The following is an 11,868-nucleotide window of genomic DNA, read 5'->3' as shown; positions in this document are numbered from 1 at the left end:
CTCGATGGCGGGGTCGGCATCTAGGTAGGCTTGCCGTGCCGGACGACCGCCCATCGAGCCGCGATGCCCTCGAGCACGATATCGAGCCCGGCCGCGAACCCCGCATCCTGATCGGCGGCACCCGTCCGCTGCAGCTCGTCGAACAGCGCACTTGTCAGCGGATAGACGCCGGAAGCTCGGATCGCCGCCGTATAGGCCGCCTGATCGGCATGCCATTGTGCCGCGCTCAGGCCGGATTGGCGGATCGCCGCGTCGCTCGCGAGCTCGGAGGCGACGAAGCCGCGCACATAGGAGGTCAGCACGTCGATCAGCGCCAGCTGTTCGGCCAGCGGCAATCCGCTCGGGGCGAGCAGGGTCAGCATGGCCTCCAGCGCCCTGAGCCGATTCGGTCCCAGCGTCGGCCGCCCGGCCAGCGCCGTGGTCAGCCAGGGATGCGCCTTGAACACCGCCCGCATGGCGTGCCCGATCTGCTGCAGATCCATGCGCCAGTCGCCGGAAGGCTGCAATTCGCCCGCGCCCAGCGCCGCGTCGACCATCAGATTCAATAGATCGTCCTTGCGCGCGACATAGCGATAGAGCGAGCTCGCGCTGGTGCCGATCTCCGCCGCGATGCGCCGCATCGACACCGCCGCCAAGCCCTCGCGATCGGCCACCGCGATGGCCGCTCGGGCAATGGCGTCGCGATCCCGCGACGGCTCCGGCCCGCGCCTGCCGCGTACCGGTCGCATCCAGATCACCGAAGGCATGGGCTTTTCCGTAGGCACGGCGGGTCCCCTATTGCGAACATTGTACCCAGTTGCTATCACCGGCGCTACTGCGAACACTGTTCTGGGTTATCGCCATGCACGAACATGATGTGATCATCGCCGGCGGCGGTCCGGTGGGACTGGCTCTGGCGCTCGAGCTGGCGCGCGCCGGTGCCGCCGTGCTGGTGCTCGAGGCTCGACCCGACCGCCATGCCGTGCCCGCGGGTCCGCTCGGCGCCCGCTCCGTCAATGTCGCCAGCGGCCGGCTGCTGCATGGGCTCGGTGTGCTCGACGCCATCCGTTCGCGCGCCCTGTGGTGGTTCGATCCCGACGCCGTAGCGCCGCCCGCGACCGGCCGGACCGTCACCGAAGGCTTCATCGGGCACTTTTCCGGCCTCGGCCTCAAGACGGCCAATCTCGATCCGGCGACCCTGGGCGATCCGGGCTTCGGCGGCGGCGCCGTCGCCATGGCCGACATCGTCGCCGCGCTCGACGACGCCGCACGCGCCGCGGGCGCCGAGATCCGCATGGGCGTAGCCGTCACCGGCTTTTCCGAGGGCACCTTCGGCATCGAGGCGCATACAGGGATTGGCGCGTTCCGCGCACGCTGGCTGGTCGCCTGCGATGGCGGCCGCAGCCTGTTGCGCAAGGCTGCCGGCATCGGCTTTCCCGGCACCGATGCCGAGTTCGTCGGCCGCATCGCCTTCGTCGATCTTGCGCCGGGCGCGGCGCCTCCGGTCGGCGACTGGATCGAGACGCCGCATGGCACCTGGCTGCATGCCCCAGCCGGCCGCTTCCACATCGTCGAATATGGCGGGCCGCCCATCGACCGTGCCACGCCCGTCTCGCTCGACGAGATCGCCGGCAGTCTTGCCCGCGTCGCCGGCCTGCCCCTGCGCGTCGAACGCCTGCATTTCGCCCAGCGCTATACCGACGCCGCCCGCCAGGCCGACGCCTATCGCAAGGGCCGGCTGCTGCTCGCGGGCGATGCCGCGCACATCCATTCGCCTGCCGGCGGCCAGGGGCTCAACCAGGGATTCGGCGATGCCGCCGCGCTCGGCCGGCTGCTGCCGCCGGTGCTGCGCGGCGCCGCGCCACCCGAAAGCCTCGATGCCTATGATGCCGAGCGCCGCCCTGTCGGCGCCGCCATTCTCGACTGGACGCGCGCCCAGTCGGCGCTTGGCCGGCCTGATCCCAACAGCCGCGCGCTGCGCCGTGTCGTCGCCGATCTGCTCGACAGCAAGCCGGCCACCAGCTACGTGCTGCGCCGCATCGGCGGCGATTGGGGGGATGCCGGCACCACGGGCGGGTGAGATGGAGCCCTATCTTCCGCCCATCCTCATTTTCGTGCTGACCGTTGCCGTCGCCTGCGGACGGCTGCTCGCCAACCGAACCGCGCGCCGGCTACCGCTCGCGACCATCGCCGTGTTCGTCGCCGTTGCTGTGGGGCTTGCGGTGCAGCTCATCTGGCCGCCGACGCTCGAACTGCTCCGCCGCGATCTCGGTGCGACCGCCGGGGGCCAGCTCTAACGGCTTGGCACGGCGCTGTTCGTGCAGGATGGCGGCCTCGCCGGGGGCGCGTTCAACCTCGCTGCCCTGGCGCTGGTCGGGGCGATGGCGAGCAGCTCTGGTCGCGACCGCGCTGGCTCGCGATCTATTTCGGTAGTGGCATGCTGACGCAGCTTCTCGCCGCATGGTGGCAGCCGATCGGCGCCGGTAATTCTGTCGCCTGCTTTGCACTGGCCGGCAGCATCTTCGCCCGCGCGCTGCTCCACGATCGCCGCGCCGTCCAGTTGCTCGGCCTTGCGGGCATCGCCGCCGCGCTCCTGCTGCTGGCGCTCAGGGACATACACGGCATCGCCACCGTCCTCGGCGCTACGTTGGGGCTGCTGTTGGCCGCCGGAAAGAGCAGAGCACGACATGATTGACGACGCCGTTCCCTAAGGAGACGTCGTTCAGCCACGGGCGCCTTGTCTCAGGCGACAAGCCGCGGTCCGCCGGAAATGAACATTACGCGTTCACCGTCAGCCAACAACTCGTTGGCCGGTGCGTCGCAAGGGTGCAATGGAAGCCAAAGGCGATATCGCGCCGGCGGTGGCGCCCTACGCTTGCGCGGATCGAAGCGGCTGATGTTCATGCGGGCAATTCGCCATCTTCATATCGAAGTCAGCGAAATCATCCTCTGAGGATGATTGTCTCGGCCTGAACGTCGGGCTCGGCCTCCTGCAGGCCGGCGACCGCCAGGGTCAGATGACACGCCCCTCGCGGCGCATCTGGTGGATCAGCTGCAGGTTGGTGAAGGTGTGGGGATCGTCCCACTGCTGCCGCGAGAGGGCTATGACTCGGACATCATCACCCGTGTCCAACAGGGCTTCGTAGGATAGGTCGGAAGATTATCGCTGACGGATCGTCGGTCGTCGCCCCTTCTTCAGAATCACCGCGAGTCGCTATCGCTGCCCTCAGTGGGATGCCCGCGAGCTTGACTGCCGTAGGCTATCGCCATTCATAGATGTCATTCCCATAGAGGACCCAACTTGGCCTCGCTCGTCGCATGGCATCGCGGAGCTGGTCTTTCCAGGCGTCTGTGACGAGGCGATGGTCGTCACGGAACGGCTTCGGCTCGGGGAAACCAGCGAGCGCCCACAAGAGCTGTGATCCGTCACTCAGCGAAGTAGACCAGCAATGGCTCGCGATCGCAGGAACGGACAAAGGAAAGTAGATCAGCAGGGGTAAGACCGACGCTCTCCTCCTGGACCAGCGGATGGAAGTTGACCTGCTCGGCCTCCAGCAAAGATGCGTCGATCACCGCCGTGACCGTGCCGGCGCTGTCGTTGATGAGACCCAGCGGGGTCAATGCGCCGGGCTGCACACCCAATAGCTCGATCATGCGTTCGGCCGGTGCGAAACCAAGACGGCCATTCGCCCCGATGCGCTGGTGCAAGGTCTTGAGATCAAGCGCACGATCCTCATGGATCGAGAACAGGAACAGTCGTCCCTTCTTGTCCTTGAGCAGGAGGTTCTTGGTGAAGGTGCCGGCCATCTCGCCGCGCAGGCGTTTGCCCTCCTCCACGGTCTCATGGACGGGATAAGGAACGATCGGCGCGGCAATGCCGAGCGAGGTCAGCCTGTCGAACAACCGGGTGCGAGCCTGCGCGGTCCGCTCGGCGGATAGAGTTGCTTCGGTCATTTGCGCAGCTCCCATCAACCAACCGACGCCGGAGCTGGTTGACGGCGCTGCTTCCAGCCCAGCCACAGCAGCGCCAGTGCCGCGAGGGCGAGCCAGGGCAGCAGGATCAGGTTGAGCATCTGCCAGCCGAGGGTCTGGAGGAGCGCCGCTGCCCCGAAGGAACAGGCGAGACCGACGACGAAGACGGTCATGTCGTTGGTGGCCTGGGCGCGGCCCTTTTCGGCGGCGGTGTAGGTCGTGGTCAGCAACGTCGTGCCGCCGACATAGAGGAAGTTCCAGCCGACCCCGAGCAGGACGAGCGCGCCGGCGAAGGAGCCGAAACCGGTGCCTGTCAGCGTCATCAGCACGTGCCCCGCAAGGATGAGGACACCGGCCAGCATGATGCGCAGAACCCCGAACCGAGCGATCAGCGAGCCGGTGAAGAAGGACGGCAGGAACATGCCCAGCACGTGGAGCTGGATCACCGTCGCGGCGGTCGCAAGGTCATGATGGTGATGGACCATGGCGAGCGGGGTTGCCGTCATCGCCAGGATCATGATGCCGTAGCCGGTCGCCGCGCCGAACAGGGCGACCAGGTAAGCGGGCTGGGCCACAACGGTCCGCAAGGGTCGGCCCAGCGCCGCTTCACCGGAATCCACTTTGGGGGCCGGAACCTGCAGCGGCAGCATGATGCCCGCGCCGAGCATCGAGACCAGCGCCAGCAACAGGAACGAGCCGATATATTCCGGTTGCACAAGCGGGCCGCCAAGCCGGCCGAGCATCGGCCCGGCAAGAGCCGCGACGACGCCACCGGCCAGTACCAACGAGATGGCGCGGGGCCGAAAGGCCTCATCGGCGACCTCGCTGGCGGCGAAGCGATAGAACTGCGCGAATGCCTGGTAGGCCCCGACAAGGAAGGTGCCGAGCGACAATAGCGCCAGGTTCGAGAGCCAGATGCCGATGGCGGCGATCAGCCCGCCGCCGACACCGAGCAGCGCTCCGGCGATGAAGCCGGCCCGTCGTCCCGCCCTGGCCATCCACATCGAGGCGGGGAAGGTCATCGCCGCCGTGCCGAGGAACATCGCGGCGATCGGCATCGTCGCCAGCTCGGGCGGCGCGATCTGGCTGCCGGCCAGCCCGCCGACCGTCATGACGAGAACCGAGGCGGTCTGGAACAGCGCCTGGGCGCTGGCGAGCAGGAAGACCTGAAAGTGCATGGCGCGGCGCTGCATCAGAACACCAATACCTTGTCCGCCGCGATGGTGGCGGCGGCGAGCTCGTCCATGGTGCTGCGGCGGGCGCCCTCCATCATGTCGCTGTCGGCAAGGCCACGCGCGTCCATGCAGGTGCCACACAGCAGCACCTCGCCTTTGCCGGCGAGCACCCGCTTCAGCATGCGCTCCATGTTGTAGTAGCCTTCCGGTGTCTTCTGGCCGGACTTGGCGGCCACGACCGCGTCGGCCATCAGGAATACGGTGATATGGTTGGCGGAGTCGGCCTTGAGGAGCGCACTCGCCAGCCGCAGGGCGTTGTAGCAACGCTCGGTGCCGTAGGGAGGGTCGTTGAGGATGAGCAGGGTTTTCATGGGCGCGGCTTGTTCCTTAGGCGGCATCGTGCTAGCTACATTCAATCACTCTGCTGAATGATTGCAATAAAGGGAGCGCCCGTGTCAACCACTGGTCCGAAACAGGCGATCTATTCCGGTCTCGCCGAGGTCGCGCAGGCCATCGGCCATGCCCACCGGCTGGAACTGCTGGAGCATCTGGCGCAGGGCCAGCGCAGCGTGGAAGAGCTTGCCGAGCGAGCCGGCCTGAGTTTCGCCAACGCCTCGCGCCATCTGCAGATCCTGCGCCGCGCGCGGCTGGTCGAGACGGAGCGCCAGGGCAAGCGCATTCTCTACAGCCTGTCCGGGGAGACCGAAGTCGTGGCCCTGCTCAAGGCGCTGGGTTGCGTCGGCGAACGGAACGTCGCCGAGGTGCGCCAGATGATGAACGACTATTTCGGGGCCCGCGACGCTTTGGCTCCGGTGACCCGGAACGAGCTCCTCGCGTCCTTGCGCGACGGCATGGTGACGCTGCTCGACGTACGACCCGAGGATGAATTCGCGCTCGGCCATCTGCCTGGCGCGTTGAATCTGCCGCTCACCGAGTTGGAACAGCGGCTGTCGGAATTGCCGAGGGATCAGGAGATCATCGCCTATTGCCGCGGCCCATATTGCGTCCTGTCCGTGGACGCGGTGTCGAGCCTGCGCGCCAAGGGCTACAAGGTTCGCAGGCTCGAGGACGGGTTCCCGGAGTGGAAGGCGGCCGGACTGGACATCGAGGCCGGCGCATGAGCCGGCAGACAGCGTCCGGAGCAGAAGAGGAAACGGCTTCAGGACGACAAGACCAAAGATCGCCGATCCTGCAGGCCAAGGACTATTCCGCGCCGTCCGCGTTCCGGCCGGAAGCACTTCTGCGTGAGGCGCGCCGGCAGAAAAGCCTGCCGATGTCGCCGGTTCCCGACATCTGTATTCTGGATCCCGACGGCGATGTCGTTCGCCACTTGAAGCGGACGGGTCGTGGACAGCTTCATGGCGGCTGGGCCTGCTATCACACCGAGCTTCTGACCTTCGATCTTGAAGGGATCGGCGAAGTCGGAATCGTCGGCTGCGCCGTGGGCGCTTCCTTCGCCGTGCTCGTCGCCGAGCAGCTCTTCGCCTCAGGCTGCAAGTTGCTCGTCAGCGTTACCTCTGCCGGGCTGATCGCCGACAGCGGGCCCACGCCCTACTTCGTATTGATCGACCGTGCATTGCGCGACGAGGGCACGAGCTACCACTATCTGCCGCCATCGACCTTTTCGGAGGCGCCGAGCGCGAACCTGCTTGCGGACGTCGAGAGAGCTCTTCCGGAACATTGCGACGTGGTCGTTCACCGGGGCGCTACCTGGACGACCGACGCGCCCTATCGCGAAACCGAAACCGCGATCGAGGCAGCGCGCGCCAAGGGGGTGGTTGCCGTCGAGATGGAAGCGGCCGCGCTCTATGCCTTCGCGACGGCAAGAGACAGATCGGTGGTCTGCTTCGCGCATGTCACCAACAGCATGGCCCGGACCGAAGGAGATTTCGAGAAGGGCGATGCCGATGGTGTGACGGCAACATTGGCGGTCGTCGCCGCCACAGCGAGGGCGTGGACCTCCACGTCACCGCTTGAACGCGATAGCATTTGATTGGAGCGGGGCGGATGCGGATGCGGATATGGAGCAGTATTATCTGGTCGCCATCGTGACGCTGCTTTGCAGCCTCATGATCTTCGGCATGGCACTCACCGTCGCGAGGACCCACAGGACAACGGGCATCCTCGCGCCGACCATGACCGGCGATCCGCTGCTCGAGCGCGCCATCCGCGGCCATTCCAACACGATCGAGTGGTTGCCGGTCTTCCTGCCTTCGATGTGGCTGTTCGCGATCTACTGGAGTCCGGAATGGGCAGCGGCTCTGGGCGCCTTGTGGCTGGTCGGACGGATTGCCTATTTCGTCGGCTACCTCGTCGCGCCGTTGAAGCGCTATCCGGGCTTCTTCATCCAGGCCATAGCGGCGTTTGCACTGCTGTTCGGCGCACTGGGACGCATCATCTATCTTATGAACAGCTAGAGGCTTTTGGGTCGCGGATGGCGCTGTCGTTCATTAATTGAGCTCAAGGATGGGATGCCGCGGGGCCGATATCTGGATCCTTGCTTTGGCACTCGACACGCTCGACCGCCTCTCGACACCGTTTTTTCCGGCAGGTGCCCCGGAAGTATCGTCCGGGGAGTGCCCGTTGCATTTATCGCCATCGAGGCGTCGAATAGCCCGTCATGGCGGTCATGCCGCGCATTACGCGCGAGCCGTTGGTCGAAGCGAGGGAGCGCAGCGATGCAACCCAGAATTGACAGCAATCTCGCTATCCAGGGCGAGCCCGACGAATGGGTCCATTCGGCATGCCTGCTTTGCTCGAACGGCTGCGGTCTCGACATCGCGGTCAAGGACGGCCGCATCGTCGGGGTCCGCGGACAGGCTAGCCATCCGGTCAATTTCGGCCATCTCGGCCCCAAGGGCGAGCATGCCTGGGTGGCCAACCACTCGAAGCGCCGCGGCACGACGCCGATGATCCGCCGCCGGAAGGGCGAGCCGTTGCAGCCAGCGAGCTGGGCGGAAGCAATGGACTTCTTCGTCGAGCGCTTTCGCGACGCCTGGGCGCAAGGTCACAACAATCTTGCCTGCTACAATTCCGGCCAGCTTACCATCGAGGAACTCTATACGCTGGGCAAGCTGTGGCGCGGCGGGCTCCAATCCGCGAATATCGACGGCAATACGCGGCTCTGCACGGCGACATCCGCCACCGGGCTGATGGCCAATTTCGGCACCGATGGCCCGGTCGCGTCCTACGCCGATATCGACCAGGCAGAGTTGCTCTGCCTCTACGGCCACAACGTCGCCGAAGTGCAGACCGTCCTGTGGGAACGGATGCTGGCGTCGAAGCAGAAGAATGGCGGCCGCATCATCGTCGCCGACCCACGCAAGTCACCGACTGTAAGGCAAGGCGCTGATTTGCACCTGCAGCTTGCGCCCGGCACCAATGTCGCGCTGATGAACGGCATCATTCATCTGTTGATCCGCAAGGACTGGATCGACCACGATTTCATCGATGAGCACACGGTCGGCTTTGCCGAGATGGAGGCGATGGTCCGTGACTATCCGCCCGAGCGTGTCGCAAAGATCTGTGCGATCCCCCAAGCCGATCTGGAAACCGCCGCCGAATGGATCGGCACCACCGAGCGTTTCGTCTCGACCGTGTTGCAGGGCTTCTATCAGAGCGTCGAAGCGACCGCCTCGTCGTCACTGGTGAACTCGGTGCACCTGTTGCGGGGCGCCATCGGCAAGCCCGGCGCGGGGCCGCTGCTGATGGCCGGCCAGCCATCGGCGATGTGCAACCGCGAGGCCGGCGCGGGTGGCTCCTACCCCGCCTATCGCAACCCGCACAACGAAGCGCAGATGCGCGATCTCGCCGCGCTCTGGAACCTCGACTACGATCATTTCCGCCACGAAGTTCCGGTCGACATCATGTCGATGATGGAGGCGGCCGAGCGCGGCGAGATCGAGTTCATGTGGGTGATCGGCACCAACCCCTTGGTCAGCCTCCCCGACCAGAACCGTTCCGAACGCATCATGCGCAAGCTGTTCATGGTCGTGCAGGATCCGTTCATCGACGCGGAGACGGTGGACCTTGCGGACATCTATTTTCCGGCCGCGATGTGGGGCGAGAAGACCGGCTGCATCACCAATGCCGATCGCAGCGTCAACCTGCTGCTGCAGGCGGTCGAACCGCCGGGCGAGGCGCGCAGCGACTTCGATATCGTCGTGGAGGTCGCGCGGCGCCTGGGCTTCACGGATCGCGACGGCGCGCCGCTGATCCCGTTCACCGATCCCAGGCAGGCTTTCGAGGAATGGGGCAAGGTCTCGCAGGGGCGTCCGTGCGATTATTCGGGGATGAGCTACGAGCTGATCCTCGAAATGGGCGCGGTGCGCTGGCCGTGCAACGCGCAGCATCCGCGCGGCTGCGAACGGCTCTACGAGGACCTGAATTTCGGGACCGATATCGATTATTGCGAAACCTACGGCCACGATTTGCTGAGTGGCGCCCCCCGTACCCGCACCGATTACGAGCGCATCGACCCCAAGGGCAAGGCGTTCCTGCGGCCCGTGCAGTGGCGGCGACAGCCCAACCCGGTCTCGGAGGACTATCCCTTCACGCTGATCACCGGCCGGGTCGTCTATCATTTTCGACGAGATCACCTCTATGATCGTCAAAGGGAGCAAGCCGACGGAGGCGGTGGATCGTCTCGATGCAGCCATCACGGCCAAGCTGCAGGCCGGTCCGCGGGCCAAGGGCCTTCCGCGACTCGAGGATGCGATCGAGTACGGTGCTGCGCGGCAATGGGCGCTGGATCTGCGCGATGATCTCGCCGACGTTCGTCGCGGAATCGTCGGGCTCGACCAAGTTGACCGTGGGGCCGTCCTATTCGGCCCTCCGGGCACCGGAAAAGCGCTGCTGGCTCAGATGCTGGGGGAGGCCTGTGGCATTCCGACAGTCGTCGCGTCGATGGGAGAATTCTTCGCGACGACCAGCGGTTATCTGGACAGCGTAATCAAGGCACAGAGAAAGGTGTTTGAAGAGGCGAGAAGTAAAGCGCCAAGCTTTCTCTTTCTAGATGAAATTAACGCGCTTCCTAATATCGACAAATTGGGAGACAGGGGTCGCGATTGGTGGCTTCCGGTAATCCTCGATTTCTACACGCTGCTCGATGGAGCGATGTCGGACCGGGATGGCGTGATCGTGATCGGTGCCACCAATAGGCTCGAGGACATCAATCCTGCGCTGCTGCGCCCGGGTCGCCTCGAACGCGCAATCTATGTCGGCCCTCCGGATGCCGCGGGGCTCGAGCGCATCATGCGGCACCATCTGGCCGGGGACCTGACTGGTGAAGATCTTGGTCCATTGGCGCTGATCGGCTCCAACGTAGGGGCGACCGGAGCCATCGTGATGGAGCAGGTTCGCGCCGCCCGACGCCGCGCACGGCGTGCCGGACGCTCGATGCTGCTCGAGGATCTGATGGTTCAGATCGTTTCCGAGGACGATCGTTCGGTGGAAGATCTGCGCCGCACTGCGCTGCACGAAGCCGGCCATGTCGTCGCGGGGCTGGTGCAGGATGTGGGCGCGGTGAAGACCGTTTCGATCCTTTCGACCGGAGCCTCCGGGGGCAACGTATCCTTCGATGAGCGGTCGCTCGCGTACTCGACCCGGGAGCATCTGGACGCGATGATCGTCACCCTGTTGGCTGGGCGCGCCGCTGAACAGCTCGTTCTCGATGTGCCGAGCCAAGGCGCCGGCGGCGCCGCGGATTCCGATCTCGGCCGGGCCACGCAACTGATGACGAGCATCTTCACGGCTACGGGTCTTGGCGGCAGCCTCCTCTTCAGGGCACCGTTCGATCGGGCTCACGAGCTGTTGGTGGTGGATCCCGAGCTGCGGCGCCAGGTGGAGAAGGGGCTCGCCGATCTCTACGACCGCGCCGTGGACCTTCTACGCCGGCACAAGGGTGTGCTGCTGGCGGTTGCCGACGCATTGATCGAGAAACGCTTCCTCACCGGCGAGCAGGTGAAGAAGGTCGTGGAGCGGTTCCCGCTCGATCCGCCGACGCTGTCCTGAAGCAGCATTATTGCTCAGGATCCTCGGTCTGCTCGAACGGCCCGAGGTCCACGAATTCCATGATCCTCTCGTCGGCAGTGGTGCGGTCCAGCCCGGACATCTCGTCCCTGCCCCTCAAGTCGAATACCGATCCATCGGGTGAACGAATGGCTTCCACGATCCTCTGCAGGCGTCGACGTTCCACGCGCAACCAACCCAGCACCGCTTTTCGGTCGGCACGGTCGGGTCTCGACTTCGTCGCGACCTCTTCGCACTCGACTTCGTCGCGCGGGATCCGTGCGGTGGCAGCCTTGGCGATGAATTCATACCCGGCGACGAGCGACGCCACTTCTGCGAAGAGTGCCCCGTCGAGCGTGAGCCGCCCCTTGTTCCGCGACGAATACTGTGGATCGGCGTACTTCTCCCAGTCCTCCGGGTGCTCCAGGTCGTCCTCATCATGCTTTTCGAGGACAACTTCTGGGCCGCGCCTCCCCCTCGTGGGGCGGCGCTCCATCATCACGACGTCGTATTCTAACTCCAGACGCTCGAAGGCCGCACCCACGATGTCGACGGTCAAGTCGATATCGTGCTCCTCCATCACCTCCACCAGCTTACGCTCTGACAGCCGCGCTTGGGCCGGACGCGAACGCGCGTAGTAGTGAAGTATGCGCAGGTCCTGAATGTAGGGCGCCCCCCTACGATCGATATCGTTCTCGTCGCCCTCTGGCATGACGTCCTCCCATTCGCCGAC

Annotated in this window: 13 protein-coding genes; 8 read left to right on the top strand and 5 right to left on the bottom strand. The window is 65.4% G+C overall.

The features are described from left to right. Nucleotides 1-20: 20 nt before the first annotated feature. A complete protein-coding gene (locus tag BGO82_RS14460; RefSeq protein WP_291306309.1) occupies nucleotides 21-746 on the bottom strand; it encodes a TetR/AcrR family transcriptional regulator in 726 nt (241 codons plus the stop codon). Between the two features lie 95 nt (nucleotides 747-841). Between BGO82_RS14460 and BGO82_RS14455 the strand changes: the two genes are divergently transcribed. The 3 genes from BGO82_RS14455 to BGO82_RS14445 all read left to right on the top strand — a co-directional run bounded on the left by BGO82_RS14455 (nucleotide 842) and on the right by BGO82_RS14445 (nucleotide 2,674). After that, on the top strand, nucleotides 842-2,059 hold the full coding sequence (locus BGO82_RS14455; protein ID WP_291306308.1) for an FAD-dependent monooxygenase: 1,218 nt from the start codon (nucleotides 842-844) through the stop codon (nucleotides 2,057-2,059). Between the two features lies 1 nt (nucleotide 2,060). After that, nucleotides 2,061-2,276, top strand: coding sequence for a hypothetical protein (locus tag BGO82_RS14450; RefSeq protein WP_291306307.1), 216 nt, complete (start codon nucleotides 2,061-2,063; stop codon nucleotides 2,274-2,276). A 140-nt stretch (nucleotides 2,277-2,416) separates the two neighbouring features. Further along, nucleotides 2,417-2,674: a hypothetical protein gene (locus tag BGO82_RS14445; protein ID WP_291306306.1), complete on the top strand. Its 258-nt coding sequence runs from the start codon at nucleotides 2,417-2,419 to the stop codon at nucleotides 2,672-2,674. A 731-nt stretch (nucleotides 2,675-3,405) separates the two neighbouring features. On the opposite strand, the gene BGO82_RS14440 is transcribed toward BGO82_RS14445, so the two are convergent. The 3 genes from BGO82_RS14440 to BGO82_RS14430 are packed head-to-tail and all read right to left on the bottom strand — an operon-like array spanning nucleotide 3,406 to nucleotide 5,497. Next, nucleotides 3,406-3,933 carry a prolyl-tRNA synthetase associated domain-containing protein gene (locus BGO82_RS14440; protein ID WP_291306305.1) on the bottom strand — a complete coding sequence of 176 codons (528 nt, stop codon included), beginning with the start codon at nucleotides 3,931-3,933 and terminating at the stop codon, nucleotides 3,406-3,408. A gap of 14 nt (nucleotides 3,934-3,947) precedes the next feature. Further along, entirely contained in the window at nucleotides 3,948-5,129 is a 1,182-nt protein-coding gene (locus BGO82_RS14435) for an MFS transporter (RefSeq protein WP_291306304.1), read from the bottom strand. A gap of 14 nt (nucleotides 5,130-5,143) precedes the next feature. Then, nucleotides 5,144-5,497 (bottom strand): DsrE family protein, encoded by a 354-nt coding sequence (locus tag BGO82_RS14430; protein ID WP_291306303.1) that lies wholly within the window; start codon nucleotides 5,495-5,497, stop codon nucleotides 5,144-5,146. Between the two features lie 81 nt (nucleotides 5,498-5,578). On the opposite strand from BGO82_RS14430, the gene BGO82_RS14425 reads away from it, so the two are divergent. The 5 genes from BGO82_RS14425 (at nucleotide 5,579) to BGO82_RS14405 (ending at nucleotide 11,138) form a co-directional block, all read left to right on the top strand. Continuing rightward, the gene (locus BGO82_RS14425) at nucleotides 5,579-6,247 is read left to right on the top strand and encodes a metalloregulator ArsR/SmtB family transcription factor (protein WP_291306302.1); all 669 of its coding nucleotides are present in this window, start codon (nucleotides 5,579-5,581) and stop codon (nucleotides 6,245-6,247) included. Continuing rightward, on the top strand, nucleotides 6,244-7,119 hold the full coding sequence (locus BGO82_RS14420; protein ID WP_291306301.1) for a nucleoside phosphorylase: 876 nt from the start codon (nucleotides 6,244-6,246) through the stop codon (nucleotides 7,117-7,119). The genes BGO82_RS14425 and BGO82_RS14420 overlap by 4 nt, the downstream gene beginning before the upstream one ends. Nucleotides 7,120-7,147: 28 nt before the next feature. Then, entirely contained in the window at nucleotides 7,148-7,543 is a 396-nt protein-coding gene (locus BGO82_RS14415; protein WP_291306300.1) for an MAPEG family protein, read from the top strand. Between the two features lie 261 nt (nucleotides 7,544-7,804). After that, nucleotides 7,805-9,889, top strand: a complete 2,085-nt coding sequence (locus BGO82_RS14410; RefSeq protein WP_291306299.1) for a molybdopterin-dependent oxidoreductase — start codon at nucleotides 7,805-7,807, stop codon at nucleotides 9,887-9,889. Beyond that, nucleotides 9,783-11,138, top strand: a complete 1,356-nt coding sequence (locus BGO82_RS14405; protein WP_291306488.1) for an AAA family ATPase — start codon at nucleotides 9,783-9,785, stop codon at nucleotides 11,136-11,138. Before BGO82_RS14410 ends, BGO82_RS14405 begins: the two co-directional genes overlap by 107 nt. 7 nt (nucleotides 11,139-11,145) lie before the next feature. Here BGO82_RS14405 and BGO82_RS14400 read toward each other — a convergent pair whose 3' ends face one another. After that, entirely contained in the window at nucleotides 11,146-11,847 is a 702-nt protein-coding gene (locus BGO82_RS14400; protein WP_291306298.1) for a hypothetical protein, read from the bottom strand. Nucleotides 11,848-11,868: the final 21 nt, after the last annotated feature.

The organism is Devosia sp. 67-54, assembly GCF_001899075.1.
In the GTDB taxonomy this organism is placed as follows: Bacteria; Pseudomonadota; Alphaproteobacteria; order Rhizobiales; family Devosiaceae; genus Devosia_A.
The sequence above is the reverse complement of the archived record's forward strand: the minus strand, read 5'-3'. Positions and strand labels throughout refer to the sequence as shown.

What these genes read in the sequence shown, in the direction of transcription:
- BGO82_RS14460 (WP_291306309.1), bottom strand. Translation starts at nt 746, where the DNA reads ATGCCTTCGGTGATCTGGATGCGACCGGTACGCGGCAGGCGCGGGCCG.
- BGO82_RS14455 (WP_291306308.1), top strand. Translation starts at nt 842, where the DNA reads ATGCACGAACATGATGTGATCATCGCCGGCGGCGGTCCGGTGGGACTG.
- BGO82_RS14450 (WP_291306307.1), top strand. Translation starts at nt 2,061, where the DNA reads ATGGAGCCCTATCTTCCGCCCATCCTCATTTTCGTGCTGACCGTTGCC.
- BGO82_RS14445 (WP_291306306.1), top strand. Translation starts at nt 2,417, where the DNA reads ATGCTGACGCAGCTTCTCGCCGCATGGTGGCAGCCGATCGGCGCCGGT.
- BGO82_RS14440 (WP_291306305.1), bottom strand. Translation starts at nt 3,933, where the DNA reads ATGACCGAAGCAACTCTATCCGCCGAGCGGACCGCGCAGGCTCGCACC.
- BGO82_RS14435 (WP_291306304.1), bottom strand. Translation starts at nt 5,129, where the DNA reads ATGCACTTTCAGGTCTTCCTGCTCGCCAGCGCCCAGGCGCTGTTCCAG.
- BGO82_RS14430 (WP_291306303.1), bottom strand. Translation starts at nt 5,497, where the DNA reads ATGAAAACCCTGCTCATCCTCAACGACCCTCCCTACGGCACCGAGCGT.
- BGO82_RS14420 (WP_291306301.1), top strand. Translation starts at nt 6,244, where the DNA reads ATGAGCCGGCAGACAGCGTCCGGAGCAGAAGAGGAAACGGCTTCAGGA.
- BGO82_RS14415 (WP_291306300.1), top strand. Translation starts at nt 7,148, where the DNA reads ATGGAGCAGTATTATCTGGTCGCCATCGTGACGCTGCTTTGCAGCCTC.
- BGO82_RS14410 (WP_291306299.1), top strand. Translation starts at nt 7,805, where the DNA reads ATGCAACCCAGAATTGACAGCAATCTCGCTATCCAGGGCGAGCCCGAC.
- BGO82_RS14400 (WP_291306298.1), bottom strand. Translation starts at nt 11,847, where the DNA reads ATGCCAGAGGGCGACGAGAACGATATCGATCGTAGGGGGGCGCCCTAC.